This window comes from Shigella sonnei, assembly GCF_002950395.1.
GTDB lineage: Bacteria > Pseudomonadota > Gammaproteobacteria > Enterobacterales > Enterobacteriaceae > ECMA0423.
In genome coordinates this window covers 2,886,468-2,903,315 of sequence record NZ_CP026802.1, presented here as the reverse complement: position 1 = coordinate 2,903,315, position 16,848 = coordinate 2,886,468, and the positions used below count along the sequence as shown (strand labels likewise).

At 52.1% G+C, this 16,848-nt stretch carries 17 protein-coding genes; 11 read left to right on the top strand and 6 right to left on the bottom strand.

Annotated features, from left to right (window positions below; all coding sequences use genetic code 11):
- The first annotated feature begins 31 nt into the window (after positions 1 to 31).
- The 9 genes from murC (at position 32) to mutT (ending at position 10,700) form a co-directional block, all read left to right on the top strand.
- Positions 32 to 1,507: a UDP-N-acetylmuramate--L-alanine ligase gene (murC, locus tag C1P89_RS15170; protein ID WP_001096046.1), complete on the top strand. Its 1,476-nt coding sequence runs from the start codon at positions 32 to 34 to the stop codon at positions 1,505 to 1,507.
- Entirely contained in the window at positions 1,500 to 2,420 is a 921-nt protein-coding gene (gene ddlB, locus C1P89_RS15165) for a D-alanine--D-alanine ligase (RefSeq protein WP_000130056.1), read from the top strand. Before murC ends, ddlB begins: the two co-directional genes overlap by 8 nt.
- A 1-nt stretch (position 2,421) precedes the next feature.
- The gene (gene ftsQ, locus C1P89_RS15160; RefSeq protein ID WP_000075744.1) at positions 2,422 to 3,252 is read left to right on the top strand and encodes a cell division protein FtsQ; all 831 of its coding nucleotides are present in this window, start codon (positions 2,422 to 2,424) and stop codon (positions 3,250 to 3,252) included.
- A complete protein-coding gene (gene ftsA / locus C1P89_RS15155) occupies positions 3,249 to 4,511 on the top strand; it encodes a cell division protein FtsA (RefSeq protein ID WP_000588474.1) in 1,263 nt (420 codons plus the stop codon). The genes ftsQ and ftsA overlap by 4 nt, the downstream gene beginning before the upstream one ends.
- Positions 4,512 to 4,571: 60 nt before the next feature.
- Positions 4,572 to 5,723, top strand: a complete 1,152-nt coding sequence (ftsZ, locus tag C1P89_RS15150; RefSeq protein WP_000462776.1) for a cell division protein FtsZ — start codon at positions 4,572 to 4,574, stop codon at positions 5,721 to 5,723.
- Positions 5,724 to 5,823: 100 nt separating this feature from the next.
- Positions 5,824 to 6,741, top strand: coding sequence for a UDP-3-O-acyl-N-acetylglucosamine deacetylase (lpxC, locus tag C1P89_RS15145; RefSeq protein WP_000595482.1), 918 nt, complete (start codon positions 5,824 to 5,826; stop codon positions 6,739 to 6,741).
- Between the two features lie 230 nt (positions 6,742 to 6,971).
- Positions 6,972 to 7,484: a secA translation cis-regulator SecM gene (secM, locus tag C1P89_RS15140; RefSeq protein ID WP_000014321.1), complete on the top strand. Its 513-nt coding sequence runs from the start codon at positions 6,972 to 6,974 to the stop codon at positions 7,482 to 7,484.
- Positions 7,485 to 7,545: 61 nt separating this feature from the next.
- The gene (secA, locus tag C1P89_RS15135) at positions 7,546 to 10,251 is read left to right on the top strand and encodes a preprotein translocase subunit SecA (RefSeq protein WP_000905789.1); all 2,706 of its coding nucleotides are present in this window, start codon (positions 7,546 to 7,548) and stop codon (positions 10,249 to 10,251) included.
- A 59-nt stretch (positions 10,252 to 10,310) separates the two neighbouring features.
- On the top strand, positions 10,311 to 10,700 hold the full coding sequence (gene mutT, locus C1P89_RS15130) for an 8-oxo-dGTP diphosphatase MutT (RefSeq protein ID WP_000736013.1): 390 nt from the start codon (positions 10,311 to 10,313) through the stop codon (positions 10,698 to 10,700).
- A 99-nt stretch (positions 10,701 to 10,799) separates the two neighbouring features.
- Here the strand turns inward: mutT and yacG are convergent, their stop codons facing one another.
- From yacG to coaE, 3 genes are read right to left on the bottom strand one after another with little or no spacing between them, the layout of a single operon-like run.
- On the bottom strand, positions 10,800 to 10,997 hold the full coding sequence (gene yacG / locus C1P89_RS15125; protein ID WP_000005042.1) for a DNA gyrase inhibitor YacG: 198 nt from the start codon (positions 10,995 to 10,997) through the stop codon (positions 10,800 to 10,802).
- Positions 10,998 to 11,006: 9 nt separating this feature from the next.
- Positions 11,007 to 11,750, bottom strand: a complete 744-nt coding sequence (gene zapD / locus C1P89_RS15120) for a cell division protein ZapD (protein ID WP_001194734.1) — start codon at positions 11,748 to 11,750, stop codon at positions 11,007 to 11,009.
- The gene (gene coaE, locus C1P89_RS15115; protein ID WP_001269520.1) at positions 11,750 to 12,370 is read right to left on the bottom strand and encodes a dephospho-CoA kinase; all 621 of its coding nucleotides are present in this window, start codon (positions 12,368 to 12,370) and stop codon (positions 11,750 to 11,752) included. The genes zapD and coaE overlap by 1 nt, the downstream gene beginning before the upstream one ends.
- 24 nt (positions 12,371 to 12,394) lie before the next feature.
- Here coaE and C1P89_RS26020 point away from each other — a divergent pair, with 24 nt between their 5' ends.
- Together C1P89_RS26020 and guaC are read left to right on the top strand one after the other, a co-directional pair.
- Positions 12,395 to 12,439 (top strand): protein YacM, encoded by a 45-nt coding sequence (locus tag C1P89_RS26020; protein ID WP_120795372.1) that lies wholly within the window; start codon positions 12,395 to 12,397, stop codon positions 12,437 to 12,439.
- A 155-nt stretch (positions 12,440 to 12,594) separates the two neighbouring features.
- Positions 12,595 to 13,638, top strand: coding sequence for a GMP reductase (gene guaC, locus C1P89_RS15110; protein WP_001217338.1), 1,044 nt, complete (start codon positions 12,595 to 12,597; stop codon positions 13,636 to 13,638).
- Between the two features lie 34 nt (positions 13,639 to 13,672).
- Here the strand turns inward: guaC and hofC are convergent, their stop codons facing one another.
- The 3 genes from hofC to ppdD are packed head-to-tail and all read right to left on the bottom strand — an operon-like array spanning position 13,673 to position 16,700.
- Positions 13,673 to 14,875 (bottom strand): protein transport protein HofC, encoded by a 1,203-nt coding sequence (gene hofC / locus C1P89_RS15105; RefSeq protein ID WP_000157235.1) that lies wholly within the window; start codon positions 14,873 to 14,875, stop codon positions 13,673 to 13,675.
- The gene (gene gspE / locus C1P89_RS15100) at positions 14,865 to 16,250 is read right to left on the bottom strand and encodes a type II secretion system protein GspE (protein ID WP_001025185.1); all 1,386 of its coding nucleotides are present in this window, start codon (positions 16,248 to 16,250) and stop codon (positions 14,865 to 14,867) included. The genes hofC and gspE overlap by 11 nt, the downstream gene beginning before the upstream one ends.
- 9 nt (positions 16,251 to 16,259) lie before the next feature.
- Positions 16,260 to 16,700 carry a prepilin peptidase-dependent pilin gene (gene ppdD / locus C1P89_RS15095; RefSeq protein ID WP_000360900.1) on the bottom strand — a complete coding sequence of 147 codons (441 nt, stop codon included), beginning with the start codon at positions 16,698 to 16,700 and terminating at the stop codon, positions 16,260 to 16,262.
- Positions 16,701 to 16,848 lie beyond the last annotated feature (148 nt).

Below are 16,848 nucleotides of genomic sequence, written 5' to 3'. Positions count from 1 at the left end.
GTATGAATTTAAGAAGTTAATGGCGTAAAGAATGAATACACAACAATTGGCAAAACTGCGTTCCATCGTGCCCGAAATGCGTCGCGTTCGGCACATACATTTTGTCGGCATCGGTGGTGCCGGTATGGGCGGTATTGCCGAAGTTCTGGCCAATGAAGGTTATCAGATCAGTGGTTCCGATTTAGCGCCAAATCCGGTCACGCAGCAGTTAATGAATCTGGGAGCGACGATTTATTTCAACCATCGCCCGGAAAACGTACGTGATGCCAGCGTGGTCGTTGTTTCCAGCGCCATTTCTGCCGATAACCCGGAAATTGTCGCAGCTCATGAAGCGCGTATTCCGGTGATCCGTCGTGCCGAAATGCTGGCTGAGTTAATGCGTTTTCGTCATGGCATCGCCATTGCAGGAACGCACGGCAAAACGACAACCACCGCGATGGTTTCCAGCATCTACGCAGAAGCGGGGCTCGACCCAACCTTCGTTAACGGCGGGCTGGTAAAAGCGGCGGGGGTTCATGCGCGTTTGGGGCATGGTCGGTACCTGATTGCCGAAGCAGATGAGAGTGATGCATCGTTCCTGCATCTGCAACCGATGGTGGCGATTGTCACCAATATCGAAGCCGACCACATGGATACCTACCAGGGCGACTTTGAGAATTTAAAACAGACTTTTATTAATTTTCTGCACAACCTGCCGTTTTACGGTCGTGCGGTGATGTGTGTTGATGATCCGGTGATCCGCGAATTGTTACCGCGTGTGGGACGTCAGACCACGACTTACGGCTTCAGCGAAGATGCCGACGTGCGTGTAGAAGATTATCAGCAGATTGGCCCGCAGGGGCACTTTACGCTGCTGCGCCAGGACAAAGAGCCGATGCGCGTCACCCTGAATGCGCCAGGCCGTCATAACGCGCTGAACGCCGCAGCTGCGGTTGCGGTTGCTACGGAAGAGGGAATTGACGACGAGGCTATTTTGCGTGCGCTGGAGAGCTTCCAGGGGACTGGTCGCCGTTTTGATTTCCTCGGTGAATTCCCGCTGGAGCCAGTGAATGGTAAAAGCGGTACGGCAATGCTGGTCGATGACTACGGCCACCACCCGACGGAAGTTGACGCCACCATTAAAGCGGCGCGCGCAGGCTGGCCGGATAAAAACCTAGTAATGCTGTTTCAGCCGCACCGTTTTACCCGTACGCGCGACCTGTATGATGATTTCGCCAATGTGCTGACGCAGGTTGATACCCTGTTGATGCTGGAAGTGTATCCGGCTGGCGAAGCGCCAATTCCGGGAGCGGACAGCCGTTCGCTGTGTCGCACAATTCGTGGACGTGGGAAAATTGATCCCATTCTGGTGCCGGACCCTGCGCAGGTAGCCGAGATGCTGGCACCGGTATTAATCGGTAACGACCTGATTCTCGTTCAGGGGGCTGGTAATATCGGAAAAATTGCCCGTTCTTTAGCTGAAATCAAACTGAAGCCGCAAACTCCGGAGGAAGAACAACATGACTGATAAAATTGCGGTCCTGTTGGGCGGGACTTCCGCTGAGCGGGAAGTTTCTCTGAATTCTGGCGCAGCGGTGTTAGCCGGGCTGCGTGAAGGCGGTATTGATGCGTATCCTGTCGACCCGAAAGAAGTCGACGTGACGCAACTGAAGTCGATGGGTTTTCAGAAAGTGTTTATCGCGCTACACGGTCGCGGCGGTGAAGATGGTACGCTGCAGGGCATGCTTGAGCTGATGGGCTTGCCTTATACCGGCAGCGGAGTGATGGCATCTGCGCTTTCAATGGATAAACTACGCAGCAAACTGCTGTGGCAAGGTGCCGGTTTACCGGTCGCGCCGTGGGTAGCGTTAACCCGCGCAGAGTTTGAAAAAGGCCTGAGCGATAAGCAGTTAGCAGAAATTTCTGCTCTGGGTTTGCCGGTTATCGTTAAGCCGAGCCGCGAAGGTTCCAGTGTGGGAATGTCAAAAGTAGTAGCAGAAAATGCTCTACAAGATGCATTAAGATTGGCATTTCAGCACGATGAAGAAGTATTGATTGAAAAATGGCTAAGTGGGCCGGAGTTCACGGTTGCGATACTCGGTGAAGAAATTTTACCGTCAATACGTATTCAACCGTCCGGAACCTTCTATGATTATGAGGCGAAGTATCTCTCTGATGAGACACAGTATTTCTGCCCCGCAGGTCTGGAAGCGTCACAAGAGGCCAATTTGCAGGCATTAGTGCTGAAAGCATGGACGACGTTAGGTTGCAAAGGATGGGGACGTATTGACGTTATGCTGGACAGCGATGGACAGTTTTATCTGCTGGAAGCCAATACCTCACCGGGTATGACCAGCCACAGCCTGGTGCCGATGGCGGCACGTCAGGCAGGTATGAGCTTCTCGCAGTTGGTAGTACGAATTCTGGAACTGGCGGACTAATATGTCGCAGGCTGCTCTGAACACGCGAAATAGCGAAGAAGAGGTTTCTTCTCGCCGCAATAATGGAACGCGTCTGGCGGGGATCCTTTTCCTGCTGACCGTTTTAACGACAGTGTTGGTGAGCGGCTGGGTCGTGTTGGGCTGGATGGAAGATGCGCAACGCCTGCCGCTCTCAAAGCTGGTGTTGACCGGTGAACGCCATTACACGCGTAATGACGATATCCGGCAGTCGATCCTGGCATTGGGTGAGCCGGGTACCTTTATGACCCAGGATGTCAACATCATCCAGACGCAAATAGAACAACGCCTGCCGTGGATTAAGCAGGTGAGCGTCAGAAAGCAGTGGCCTGATGAATTGAAGATTCATCTGGTTGAATATGTGCCGATTGCGCGGTGGAATGATCAACATATGGTAGACGCGGAAGGAAACACCTTCAGCGTGCCGCCAGATCGCACCAGCAAGCAGGTGCTTCCAATGCTGTATGGCCCGGAAGGCAGCGCCAATGAAGTGTTGCAGGGCTATCGCGAAATGGGGCAGATGCTGGCAAAGGACAGATTTACTCTGAAGGAAGCGGCGATGACCGCGCGGCGTTCCTGGCAGTTGACGCTGAATAACGATATTAAGCTCAATCTTGGCCGGGGCGATACGATGAAACGTTTGGCTCGCTTTGTAGAACTTTATCCGGTTTTACAGCAGCAGGCGCAAACCGATGGCAAACGGATTAGCTACGTTGATTTGCGTTATGACTCTGGAGCGGCAGTAGGCTGGGCGCCCTTGCCGCCAGAGGAATCTACTCAGCAACAAAATCAGGCACAGGCAGAACAACAATGATCAAGGCGACGGACAGAAAACTGGTAGTAGGACTGGAGATTGGTACCGCGAAGGTTGCCGCTTTAGTAGGGGAAGTTCTGCCCGACGGTATGGTCAATATCATTGGCGTGGGCAGCTGCCCGTCACGTGGTATGGATAAAGGCGGGGTGAACGACCTCGAATCCGTGGTCAAGTGCGTACAACGCGCCATTGACCAGGCAGAATTGATGGCAGATTGTCAGATCTCTTCGGTATATCTGGCGCTTTCTGGTAAGCACATCAGCTGCCAGAATGAAATTGGTATGGTGCCTATTTCTGAAGAAGAAGTGACGCAAGAAGATGTGGAAAACGTCGTCCATACCGCGAAATCGGTGCGTGTGCGCGATGAACATCGTGTGCTGCATGTGATCCCGCAAGAGTATGCGATTGACTATCAGGAAGGGATCAAGAATCCGGTAGGACTTTCGGGCGTGCGGATGCAGGCAAAAGTGCACCTGATCACATGTCACAACGATATGGCGAAAAACATCGTCAAAGCGGTTGAACGTTGTGGGCTGAAAGTTGACCAACTGATATTTGCCGGACTGGCATCAAGTTATTCGGTATTGACGGAAGATGAACGTGAACTGGGTGTCTGCGTCGTCGATATCGGTGGTGGTACAATGGATATCGCCGTTTATACCGGTGGGGCATTGCGCCACACTAAGGTAATTCCTTATGCTGGCAATGTCGTGACCAGTGATATCGCTTACGCCTTTGGCACGCCGCCAAGCGACGCCGAAGCGATTAAAGTTCGCCACGGTTGTGCGCTGGGTTCCATCGTTGGAAAAGATGAGAGCGTGGAAGTGCCGAGCGTAGGCGGTCGTCCGCCACGGAGTCTGCAACGTCAGACCCTGGCAGAGGTGATCGAGCCGCGCTATACCGAGCTGCTCAACCTGGTCAACGAAGAGATATTGCAGTTGCAGGAAAAGCTTCGCCAACAAGGGGTTAAACATCACCTGGCGGCAGGCATTGTATTAACCGGTGGCGCAGCGCAGATCGAAGGTCTTGCAGCCTGTGCTCAGCGCGTGTTTCATACGCAAGTGCGTATCGGCGCGCCGCTGAACATTACCGGTTTAACGGATTATGCTCAGGAGCCGTATTATTCGACGGCGGTGGGATTGCTTCACTATGGGAAAGAGTCACATCTTAACGGTGAAGCTGAAGTAGAAAAACGTGTTACAGCATCAGTTGGCTCGTGGATCAAGCGACTCAATAGTTGGCTGCGAAAAGAGTTTTAATTTTTATGAGGCCGACGATGATTACGGCCTCAGGCGACAGGCACAAATCGGAGAGAAACTATGTTTGAACCAATGGAACTTACCAATGACGCGGTGATTAAAGTCATCGGCGTCGGCGGCGGCGGCGGTAATGCTGTTGAACACATGGTGCGCGAGCGTATTGAAGGTGTTGAATTCTTCGCGGTAAATACCGATGCACAAGCGCTGCGTAAAACAGCGGTTGGACAGACGATTCAAATCGGTAGCGGTATCACCAAAGGACTGGGCGCTGGCGCTAATCCAGAAGTTGGCCGCAATGCGGCTGATGAGGATCGCGATGCATTGCGTGCGGCGCTGGAAGGTGCAGACATGGTCTTTATTGCTGCGGGTATGGGTGGTGGTACCGGTACAGGTGCAGCACCAGTCGTCGCTGAAGTGGCAAAAGATTTGGGTATCCTGACCGTTGCTGTCGTCACTAAGCCTTTCAACTTTGAAGGCAAGAAGCGTATGGCATTCGCGGAGCAGGGGATCACTGAACTGTCCAAGCATGTGGACTCTCTGATCACTATCCCGAACGACAAACTGCTGAAAGTTCTGGGCCGCGGTATCTCCCTGCTGGATGCGTTTGGCGCAGCGAACGATGTACTGAAAGGCGCTGTGCAAGGTATCGCTGAACTGATTACTCGTCCGGGTTTGATGAACGTGGACTTTGCAGACGTACGCACCGTAATGTCTGAGATGGGCTACGCAATGATGGGTTCTGGCGTGGCGAGCGGTGAAGACCGTGCGGAAGAAGCTGCTGAAATGGCTATCTCTTCTCCGCTGCTGGAAGATATCGACCTGTCTGGCGCGCGCGGCGTGCTGGTTAACATCACGGCGGGCTTCGACCTGCGTCTGGATGAGTTCGAAACGGTAGGTAACACCATCCGTGCATTTGCTTCCGACAACGCGACTGTGGTTATCGGTACTTCTCTTGACCCGGATATGAATGACGAGCTGCGCGTAACCGTTGTTGCGACAGGTATCGGCATGGACAAACGTCCTGAAATCACTCTGGTGACCAATAAGCAGGTTCAGCAGCCAGTGATGGATCGCTACCAGCAGCATGGGATGGCTCCGCTGACCCAGGAGCAGAAGCCGGTTGCTAAAGTCGTGAATGACAATGCGCCGCAAACTGCGAAAGAGCCGGATTATCTGGATATCCCAGCATTCCTGCGTAAGCAAGCTGATTAAGAATTGACTGGAATTTGGGTTTCGAGGCTCTTTGTGCTAAACTGGCCCGCCGAATGTATAGTACACTTCGGTTGGATAGGTAATTTGGCGAGATAATACGATGATCAAACAAAGGACACTTAAACGTATCGTTCAGGCGACGGGTGTCGGTTTACATACCGGCAAGAAAGTCACTCTGACGTTACGCCCTGCGCCGGCCAACACCGGGGTCATCTATCGTCGCACCGACTTGAATCCACCGGTAGATTTCCCGGCCGATGCCAAATCTGTGCGTGATACCATGCTCTGTACGTGTCTGGTCAACGAGCATGATGTACGGATTTCAACCGTAGAGCACCTCAATGCTGCTCTCGCGGGCCTGGGCATCGATAACATTGTTATCGAAGTTAACGCGCCGGAAATCCCGATCATGGACGGCAGCGCCGCTCCGTTTGTATACCTGCTGCTTGACGCCGGTATCGACGAGTTGAACTGCGCCAAAAAATTTGTTCGCATCAAAGAGACTGTTCGTGTCGAAGATGGCGATAAGTGGGCTGAATTTAAGCCGTACAATGGTTTTTCGCTGGATTTCACCATCGATTTTAACCATCCGGCTATTGATTCCAGCAACCAGCGCTATGCGATGAACTTCTCCGCTGATGCGTTTATGCGCCAGATCAGCCGTGCGCGTACGTTCGGTTTCATGCGTGATATCGAATATCTGCAGTCCCGTGGTTTGTGCCTGGGCGGCAGCTTCGATTGTGCCATCGTTGTTGACGATTATCGCGTACTGAACGAAGACGGCCTGCGTTTTGAAGACGAATTTGTGCGTCACAAAATGCTCGATGCGATCGGTGACTTGTTCATGTGTGGTCACAATATTATTGGTGCATTTACCGCTTATAAATCCGGTCATGCACTGAATAACAAACTGCTGCAGGCTGTCCTGGCGAAACAGGAAGCCTGGGAATATGTGACCTTCCAGGACGACGCAGAACTGCCGTTGGCCTTCAAAGCGCCTTCAGCTGTACTGGCATAACGACATTTATACTGTCGTATAAAATTCGACTGGCAAATCTGGCACTCTCTCCGGCCAGGTGAACCAGTCATTTTTTTTTGAATTTTATAAGAGCTATAAAAAACGGTGCGAACGCTGTTTTCTTAAGCACTTTTCCGCACAACTTATCTTCATTCGTGCTGTGGACTGCAGGCTTTAATGATAAGATTTGTGCGCTAAATACGTTTGAATACGATCGGGATGGCAATAACGTGAGTGGAATACTGACGCGCTGGCGACAGTTTGGTAAACGCTACTTCTGGCCGCATCTCTTATTAGGGATGGTTGCGGCGAGTTTAGGTTTGCCTGCGCTCAGCAACGCCGCCGAACCAAACGCGCCCGCAAAAGCGACAACCCGCAACCACGAGCCTTCAGCCAAAGTTAACTTTGGTCAATTGGCCTTGCTGGAAGCGAACACACGCCGCCCGAATTCGAACTATTCCGTTGATTACTGGCATCAACATGCCATTCGCACGGTAATCCGTCATCTTTCTTTCGCAATGGCACCGCAAACACTGCCCGTTGCTGAAGAATCTTTGCCTCTTCAGGCGCAACATCTTGCATTACTGGATACGCTCAGCGCGCTGCTGACCCAGGAAGGCACGCCGTCTGAAAAGGGTTATCGCATTGATTATGCGCATTTTACCCCACAAGCAAAATTCAGCACGCCCGTCTGGATAAGCCAGGCGCAAGGCATCCGTGCTGGCCCTCAACGCCTCACCTAACAACAATAAACCTTTACTTCATTTTATTAACTCCGCAACGCGGGGCGTTTGAGATTTTATTATGCTAATCAAATTGTTAACTAAAGTTTTCGGTAGTCGTAACGATCGCACCCTGCGCCGGATGCGCAAAGTGGTCAACATCATCAATGCCATGGAACCGGAGATGGAAAAACTCTCCGACGAAGAACTGAAAGGGAAAACCGCAGAGTTTCGTGCACGTCTGGAAAAAGGCGAAGTGCTGGAAAATCTGATCCCGGAAGCTTTCGCCGTGGTACGTGAGGCAAGTAAGCGCGTCTTTGGTATGCGTCACTTCGACGTTCAGTTACTCGGCGGTATGGTTCTTAACGAACGCTGCATCGCCGAAATGCGTACCGGTGAAGGTAAAACCCTGACCGCAACGCTGCCTGCTTACCTGAACGCACTAACCGGTAAAGGCGTGCACGTAGTTACCGTCAACGACTACCTGGCGCAACGTGACGCCGAAAACAACCGTCCGCTGTTTGAATTCCTTGGCCTGACTGTCGGTATCAACCTGCCGGGCATGCCAGCACCGGCAAAGCGCGAAGCTTACGCAGCTGACATCACTTACGGTACGAACAACGAATACGGCTTTGACTACCTGCGCGACAATATGGCGTTCAGCCCTGAAGAACGTGTACAGCGTAAACTGCACTATGCGCTGGTGGACGAAGTGGACTCCATCCTGATCGATGAAGCGCGTACACCGCTGATCATTTCCGGCCCGGCAGAAGACAGCTCGGAAATGTATAAACGCGTGAATAAAATTATTCCGCACCTGATCCGTCAGGAAAAAGAAGACTCCGAAACCTTCCAGGGCGAAGGCCACTTCTCGGTGGACGAAAAATCTCGCCAGGTGAACCTGACCGAACGTGGTCTGGTGCTGATTGAAGAACTGCTGGTGAAAGAGGGCATCATGGATGAAGGGGAGTCTCTGTACTCTCCGGCCAACATCATGCTGATGCACCACGTAACGGCGGCGCTGCGCGCTCATGCGCTGTTTACCCGCGACGTCGACTACATCGTTAAAGATGGTGAAGTTATCATCGTTGACGAACACACCGGTCGTACCATGCAGGGCCGTCGCTGGTCCGATGGTCTGCACCAGGCTGTGGAAGCGAAAGAAGGTGTGCAGATCCAGAACGAAAACCAAACGCTGGCTTCGATCACCTTCCAGAACTACTTCCGTCTGTATGAAAAACTGGCGGGGATGACCGGTACTGCTGATACCGAAGCTTTCGAATTTAGCTCCATCTACAAGCTGGATACCGTCGTTGTTCCGACCAACCGTCCAATGATTCGTAAAGATCTGCCGGACCTGGTCTACATGACTGAAGCGGAAAAAATTCAGGCGATCATTGAAGATATCAAAGAACGTACTGCGAAAGGCCAGCCGGTGCTGGTGGGTACTATCTCCATCGAAAAATCGGAGCTGGTGTCAAACGAACTGACCAAAGCCGGTATTAAGCACAACGTCCTGAACGCCAAATTCCACGCCAACGAAGCGGCGATTGTTGCTCAGGCAGGTTATCCGGCTGCGGTGACTATCGCGACCAATATGGCGGGTCGTGGTACAGATATTGTGCTCGGTGGTAGCTGGCAGGCAGAAGTTGCCGCGCTGGAAAATCCGACCGCAGAGCAAATTGAAAAAATTAAAGCCGACTGGCAGGTACGTCACGATGCGGTACTGGAAGCAGGTGGCCTGCATATCATCGGTACCGAGCGTCACGAATCCCGTCGTATCGATAACCAGTTGCGCGGTCGTTCTGGTCGTCAGGGGGATGCTGGTTCTTCCCGTTTCTACCTGTCGATGGAAGATGCGCTGATGCGTATTTTTGCTTCCGACCGAGTATCCGGCATGATGCGTAAACTGGGTATGAAGCCAGGCGAAGCCATTGAACACCCGTGGGTGACTAAAGCGATTGCCAACGCCCAGCGTAAAGTTGAAAGCCGTAACTTCGACATTCGTAAGCAACTGCTGGAATATGATGACGTGGCTAACGATCAGCGTCGCGCCATTTACTCCCAGCGTAACGAACTGCTGGATGTCAGCGATGTGAGCGAAACCATCAACAGCATTCGTGAAGATGTGTTCAAAGCGACCATTGATGCCTACATTCCGCCACAGTCACTGGAAGAAATGTGGGATATTCCGGGGCTGCAGGAACGTCTGAAGAACGATTTCGACCTCGATTTGCCAATTGCCGAGTGGCTGGATAAAGAACCAGAACTGCATGAAGAGACGCTGCGTGAGCGAATTCTGGCGCAGTCCATCGAAGTGTATCAGCGTAAAGAAGAAGTGGTTGGTGCTGAGATGATGCGTCACTTCGAAAAAGGCGTCATGCTGCAAACTCTCGACTCTCTGTGGAAAGAGCACCTAGCGGCGATGGACTATCTGCGTCAGGGTATCCACCTGCGTGGCTATGCACAGAAAGATCCGAAGCAGGAATACAAACGTGAATCGTTCTCCATGTTTGCAGCGATGCTGGAGTCGTTAAAATATGAAGTTATCAGCACGCTGAGCAAAGTCCAGGTACGTATGCCTGAAGAGGTTGAGGAGCTGGAACAACAGCGTCGTATGGAAGCCGAGCGTTTAGCGCAAATGCAGCAGCTTAGCCATCAGGATGACGACTCTGCAGCCGCAGCTGCACTGGCGGCGCAAACCGGTGAGCGCAAAGTAGGACGTAACGATCCTTGCCCGTGCGGTTCTGGTAAAAAATACAAGCAGTGCCATGGTCGCCTGCAATAAAAGCTAACAGTTGAAGTAAAAGGCGCAGGATTCTGCGCCTTTTTTATAGGTTTAAGACAATGAAAAAGCTGCAAATTGCGGTAGGTATTATTCGCAACGAGAACAATGAAATCTTTATAACGCGTCGCGCAGCAGATGCGCACATGGCGAATAAACTGGAGTTTCCCGGCGGTAAAATTGAAATGGGCGAAACGCCGGAACAGGCGGTAGTGCGTGAACTTCAGGAAGAAGTCGGGATTACCCCACAACATTTTTCGCTATTTGAAAAACTGGAATATGAATTCCCGGACAGGCATATAACTCTGTGGTTCTGGCTGGTCGAAAGCTGGGAAGGGGAGCCGTGGGGTAAAGAAGGGCAACCCGGTGAGTGGATGTCGCTAGTCGGTCTTAATGCCGATGATTTTCCGCCAGCCAATGAACCGGTAATTGCGAAGCTTAAGCGTCTGTAGGTCGGATAAGGCGTTCACGCCGCATCCGACATTTGCACAAGATGCCTGATGCGACGCTGTCCGCGTCTTATCAGGCCTACGTGCGGCATCAGACAAATGTCACTGCTTTGGCTCTTCGCTCCAGTCATCGCTTTCGGAAAGATCGCCACTGCTGGGGATTCGTTTTTCTTCAGCAGCCCATTCTCCGAGGTCGATCAGCTGACAACGTTTGGAGCAAAATGGCCGAAACGGGCTGATTTCACCCCACACCACCGTTTTCCCGCAGGTTGGGCAATTCACCGTAATAGTTTCTGACATTTTTACTCCTTAGCAACAGGCCAGTTCGAAATCCAGACGTTCCGGTACCTGTCCGTTTTCAGTGTCCAGCGGCATAAAACGAATGGCAAAACGGCTCTTATGTCCGGAAATTTGCGGATAAAGCTGTGAATCGAGCGACAGATTCAGGCGCAGCAAGTCGGCATCGCCACCGTTATCCTGATAAAAACCATTCAGACTGGTTTGTTTACGGAAGGGGGCCGACTGGCGAATTAAATCCAGCACCATGGTAAGTGCCTGGGTGAGCGGGTTCAGGCTGGCAATCCAGGTTTCTACCTGGCTGTCGCGCTGCGCCTGGGGTAGATGCAGCCAAATGTGCAATGTAGGTAAATCAAAGCTGCAACAGCCGCCTGGGATGCTCAGTCGCTGACGCACCAGAGCAATCAAACGATCTTCACGCAGAAATTGCCCGATACGCGGCGCGGAAATTAATACGCTCCCCGCCGCTTTTAACTGCTGAATTAATGCTTCAATACGGCTCTGGTCCACGCCAGGCACGCCAATCCAGGTCTGGAGTTTACGTTGCTGCCGGTCAAGTTCTTTCAACAGCTCAGTGCGGACTTCGCCGCGCTCGAAAACATCCAGTAATTCACTGACATTACGGAAGAAATGCAGCGCGCCAGCGTGGTCAACGATGGGTAAATTAACGGTGAGTTGCTGAATCAAAAACTCAATGCGCAGCCATGTACGCATTTTTTCATTTAGTGGATGTTCAAAAAGGACCTGGGTCTGCATTACGGTTTTTCCTGTGAGACAAACTGCGACGCAAGCTGCAAATAGTGTGCGTGCAGGCGGGCAACATCCGATGCGATAGCATCCGGTGCGCCGTTATTATCAATGACGTCATCTGCCACGGCAAGGCGGGCTTCGCGCGTTGCCTGAGCAGCAAGGATTTGTTCGACATGCTCGCGAGTTACATCATCGCGCTGCATGGTGCGCTTAAGTTGCGTTTCTGGGCTGACATCCACCACCAGCACTCGATTCGCTTTTTTATACAGTGAGTTTTCTACCAGCAATGGCACAACCCACAGTACATAGGGGGAAGTAGCTTGCTGGATCTGGTGTTGCGTCTCTTGCTGAATCAGCGGATGCAGCAGGGCGTTAAGCCAGTTTTTCTCTTCCGGGTTGGCGAAGATCCGCTCGCGCAAGGCCCGGCGCTGCAATGTTCCATCAGCAGCAATCATGTTAGCGCCAAAGTGATCAGCAATGGCATGTAGCGCAGGTGCACCTGGTTCAACCACCTGACGCGCAATAATATCGGCATCAATGACGTTAATTCCGAGATCAGCAAACGCATTGGCAACGGTACTCTTGCCACTGCCAATGCCTCCCGTTAAGGCAACTATATACCTCATAATTTATATTCCCGGGAATTCATCATGATTATCAAAACGTTAAAAATGAGTGCACGAAAGCGAAATTGATGAAACGTTCGCTCACTATTTACCAGGTAAATTTATGGGATTGTAGCGTAAAAAAAGACAATTTCGCAGTCTTGCGCCGCATTGATTAGTGCGTATGATAGCGTCACTGGAGTTGCGCTCTTACCCTTATAGCCATTAACCCCAGGAATCCGCACATGCGTATTGAAGAAGATCTGAAGTTAGGTTTTAAAGACGTTCTCATCCGCCCTAAACGCTCCACTCTTAAAAGCCGTTCCGATGTTGAACTGGAACGTCAATTCACCTTCAAACATTCAGGTCAGAGCTGGTCCGGCGTGCCGATTATCGCCGCAAATATGGACACCGTAGGTACATTTTCTATGGCCTCTGCGCTGGCTTCTTTTGATATTTTGACTGCTGTGCATAAACACTATTCTGTCGAAGAGTGGCAAGCGTTTATCAACAATTCTTCCGCTGATGTGCTGAAACATGTGATGGTTTCTACCGGTACGTCTGATGCGGATTTCGAAAAAACTAAACAGATTCTCGACCTGAACCCGGCATTAAACTTCGTTTGTATTGATGTGGCGAATGGTTATTCCGAACACTTCGTGCAGTTCGTTGCGAAAGCGCGTGAAGCGTGGCCGACCAAAACCATTTGTGCTGGCAACGTAGTGACTGGTGAAATGTGTGAGGAGCTTATCCTCTCCGGTGCTGATATCGTTAAAGTTGGCATTGGCCCAGGTTCTGTTTGTACAACTCGCGTCAAAACAGGCGTCGGTTATCCGCAGCTTTCTGCGGTAATCGAATGTGCCGATGCGGCGCACGGTCTGGGCGGAATGATCGTCAGCGACGGTGGCTGCACCACGCCGGGCGATGTCGCAAAAGCCTTTGGCGGCGGTGCCGATTTCGTCATGCTTGGCGGCATGCTGGCGGGCCACGAAGAGAGCGGCGGTCGCATCGTTGAGGAGAACGGCGAGAAATTTATGCTGTTCTACGGCATGAGCTCCGAGTCTGCGATGAAACGTCACGTTGGCGGCGTTGCGGAATATCGCGCAGCAGAAGGTAAAACCGTTAAGCTGCCGCTGCGAGGCCCGGTTGAAAATACCGCGCGTGATATTTTGGGCGGCCTGCGTTCAGCTTGTACATACGTTGGGGCTTCACGCCTGAAAGAACTGACCAAGCGCACCACATTTATCCGTGTGCAGGAACAAGAAAACCGCATCTTCAACAACCTGTAATCTTCCAACGCTGGTGTGGAGCAACACGCCAGCGTTATCCCATCCCACTCATCGCATCGCCTAAATGGAAAATTGGCAGATACATCGCCACCACCAGCGTACCGATAATTCCTCCCGTTATGATCAGCAACGTCGGTTCCAGTAAGGCTGCGAGGTTATCCGCCAGCGCCATTGTGTTATCCCGATGATGATGGGCGAGGTTGTCTAACATGAGGTCCAGCGAGCCGGATGCCTCTCCTGTTCTCACTAATTGCAAACAGAGCGGGCTAAACTCCCCGGTATTTTTTAGCGCCAGCCAGATGGGATGACCGTTACTGATATCGTGCTGGATTTGTGTCAGAAGTTGCACCCAGTACGGGCAGCGCATTGTTTCTCTGACGCTCTCTACGCCCTGCAAAAAAGTAATGCCTGCACTTTGTGTCAGCGCCAGAATCGTAAAGATCTGCGTGAGTTTTTGTCCCCGCATCAGTGAACCCATAATCGGGATGCGTAACAGCAATTTCTGCCGCACTATAAGCCAGGTCGGTCGGCGCATCAGCAACTTATTGGCTATCGCCAGCAGAAAGCCGAACAACACCAGCAGCCAGCTCCATTCGCCACTAAAGTCTGCCAGCGTCATGATCCCCTGCGTTAGTGCCGGTAGTGGGGTGTTGAAGGTCTTATAGATAGCGGCAAACTCCGGCAGAACAAAATGCAGCATTGCCACAACCACCATGATTGCCATCGCTAAAATGATGATGGGATAACGTAACGCTGATTTCACTTTGTCGGTCAACTGACGCTGGGCTTTTTGCTGACGCGCCAGTTCAAAGCAGCATTCATCCAGCTTACCGGTCAGTTCACCCGTGCGGATCATCGCCTGATAGAGTGGCGGAAATACCTCTGACCAGGGTAATAAGGCATTGGAAAAAGCAATGCCCTGTTCGAGATCGTGCGCCAGCGATTGCAGCAACGCTTGCCATTGCTTACTGGGATGCTGTTCCGCCAGCAGTGCCAGCCCTTCAGAAAGCGTTAACCCGGCTTTGAGTAGCGTCGCCAGTTGATGAATGACTTCCGCGCTTTTATCTCCTCGCCACTGCGCAGAATTGATGGCGATTCGCTTCAGGCTAAGTGGGGTAACCATCTGTTGCTGTAGTGCCATGAGCAGCAAAGCACGGCTCTCTGCCCATAGCATCCCATCTTGCGCATTGCCGTCGCCGGTTATGCCATGCCAGCGCCAGAGTTGCTTACTCGCCATGCGGCATCCCCAGTACGCGGATTAACTCTTCAAAGGTGGTTAAGCCTTGCTCCACGGCCAGGCAGCCGTTTTCAAAAAGCGTACGCATACCCGCCTGTCGTGCGTGCGTTTCCAGCGATTCAACGTCGGTATTAGCGGAAATAAGCTGACGAATGACCGGCGTTATGGGCAGAACTTCAAATAAGGCCGTACGACCATAAAAACCGTGGTAGCAATGTACACAACCGGGTGCCTGCCAGTGGGGCAGCGGCGACGGCCATACATTGACTGGAATATGGATGGGCTCCCCTTGCTGCTGGCGACAATGTGGGCAAAGTTTACGTACCAGACGCTGGGCTATTACCAGCGTAAGCGCTGATGAGAGCATCCAGCGGGCGACTCCCATTTGCTGTAAACGTACCAGCGTTTCGCAGGTGGAATTAGTGTGTAGGGTAGACAACACCAGGTGACCGGTTTGCGCGGCTTTAATGGCAATTTCTGCCGTTTCGCCATCGCGGATCTCTCCGATCATGATGACGTCAGGATCCTGGCGCAATAACGCACGCAAAACGCCCTGAAAGGTGAGCCCGGCACGCGGATGGATTTGCGTCTGGTTTAGTCCGGCTATGGGGATCTCAACCGGATCTTCGACGCTACAAATATTAATGTCAGCGGTATTCAGCTTTTGCAGGGCACTATAAAGCGTGACCGTTTTGCCGCTGCCTGTAGGGCCAGTTACCAGCACCAGTCCCTGTGGTTGTTGCAAGGCATGAGCAAAGTCCGCCAGTTGTAACGGCTGCATTCCCAGCGTGTTAACATCCAGTGCCTGGTTCACCTGCTGTAACAACCTTAATACCACCTTTTCACCACCCCGACATGGTAAGGTCGCAATACGAAATGAGACGGCGTTTCCTGCCAGTTCGACAGTGAATTGCCCGTCCTGCGGCAGGCGATGTTCCGCAATATCCAGGTTTCCCAGCACTTTTAATCTGGCGGTTAATGCGACTCCGGCATCCGGTGAAACATCCGGTAAAGGATGCAATACGCCGTCGATACGCAAGCGGATGCGGTAGGCATTGTCCGCTGGTTCGATATGAATATCAGACGCACGTTGTTCCAGCGCAGATTGTAACGTTCGAGTCAGCAACTCTGCTTTGGGCTGATGCTTCTCCTGAACAGCTACGGGCAATGTCTGTTGTGTGCGACTGGCGTGGCCTTCCATTTGTTGGCGCGTCCAGCAGGTGATCTCAATACGTTTGGTGGTAGCGAAATGCAATGCGTCCAGCAACTCATGCGAAGGTGCATCGACTACCGCAACATGAACCACCTCTTCGCTGGCATCCAGCAAGACTCCCTGATAACGCAGACACAGGGCGGTGAGCTGTGGAATATTCATTGCCGCTCCTTAGTTGGCGTCATCAAAGCGGAAGACATCTTCGCAGGCTTGCTGCAATGCGCTGTCACTTTGAATATTGCAGTTGCGCGCCCAGCCGGTGACGCCGTTTGCGTTATCCCAACCCGGTGTCATGACGACGCTTAGTCCATTGAGACTTTCTTGCCCGGTCAGCGACACCACGCCTTTTGCCACACTCATGGCTGAAACATAGCGGGTGGTGGTAGGCGAGGGAATGCCATTGCTGCCACCGTCGCAGGTATCTAATCCACCATGTTCCAGCGCGCACAACTCTACGGCTGTACGGTAAGGCACAAAGGTTTGTAGCATGTCGGTGAGTGCAGCTTTGCGCAGGTAGTTTTGATAAGCGGGAATACCAATGGCGCTTAAAATGGCAATGATGCCAATAACCACCATCAGTTCGATAAGTGTAAAACCGCGTTGCTTGTCCATCTGTTTCGCTCCTTGATTTGGTTGGCGCTACTTTGGCAAACGCCATCAGCACAAGCGAGGGGCAAAAAACGAAACGGGAAAGCAGCTTCCGAGGTTTTTTATTTCGTTGCAGCAAAAGACAAGAAATTTGCGAGGCGTTACGAAGAAA

Coding starts and splice junctions, on each gene's coding strand:
- murC (WP_001096046.1), top strand. CDS start 32: ATGAATACACAACAATTGGCAAAACTGCGTTCCATCGTGCCCGAAATG.
- ddlB (WP_000130056.1), top strand. CDS start 1,500: ATGACTGATAAAATTGCGGTCCTGTTGGGCGGGACTTCCGCTGAGCGG.
- ftsQ (WP_000075744.1), top strand. CDS start 2,422: ATGTCGCAGGCTGCTCTGAACACGCGAAATAGCGAAGAAGAGGTTTCT.
- ftsA (WP_000588474.1), top strand. CDS start 3,249: ATGATCAAGGCGACGGACAGAAAACTGGTAGTAGGACTGGAGATTGGT.
- ftsZ (WP_000462776.1), top strand. CDS start 4,572: ATGTTTGAACCAATGGAACTTACCAATGACGCGGTGATTAAAGTCATC.
- lpxC (WP_000595482.1), top strand. CDS start 5,824: ATGATCAAACAAAGGACACTTAAACGTATCGTTCAGGCGACGGGTGTC.
- secA (WP_000905789.1), top strand. CDS start 7,546: ATGCTAATCAAATTGTTAACTAAAGTTTTCGGTAGTCGTAACGATCGC.
- mutT (WP_000736013.1), top strand. CDS start 10,311: ATGAAAAAGCTGCAAATTGCGGTAGGTATTATTCGCAACGAGAACAAT.
- yacG (WP_000005042.1), bottom strand. CDS start 10,997: ATGTCAGAAACTATTACGGTGAATTGCCCAACCTGCGGGAAAACGGTG.
- zapD (WP_001194734.1), bottom strand. CDS start 11,750: ATGCAGACCCAGGTCCTTTTTGAACATCCACTAAATGAAAAAATGCGT.
- coaE (WP_001269520.1), bottom strand. CDS start 12,370: ATGAGGTATATAGTTGCCTTAACGGGAGGCATTGGCAGTGGCAAGAGT.
- guaC (WP_001217338.1), top strand. CDS start 12,595: ATGCGTATTGAAGAAGATCTGAAGTTAGGTTTTAAAGACGTTCTCATC.
- hofC (WP_000157235.1), bottom strand. CDS start 14,875: ATGGCGAGTAAGCAACTCTGGCGCTGGCATGGCATAACCGGCGACGGC.
- gspE (WP_001025185.1), bottom strand. CDS start 16,250: ATGAATATTCCACAGCTCACCGCCCTGTGTCTGCGTTATCAGGGAGTC.
- ppdD (WP_000360900.1), bottom strand. CDS start 16,700: ATGGACAAGCAACGCGGTTTTACACTTATCGAACTGATGGTGGTTATT.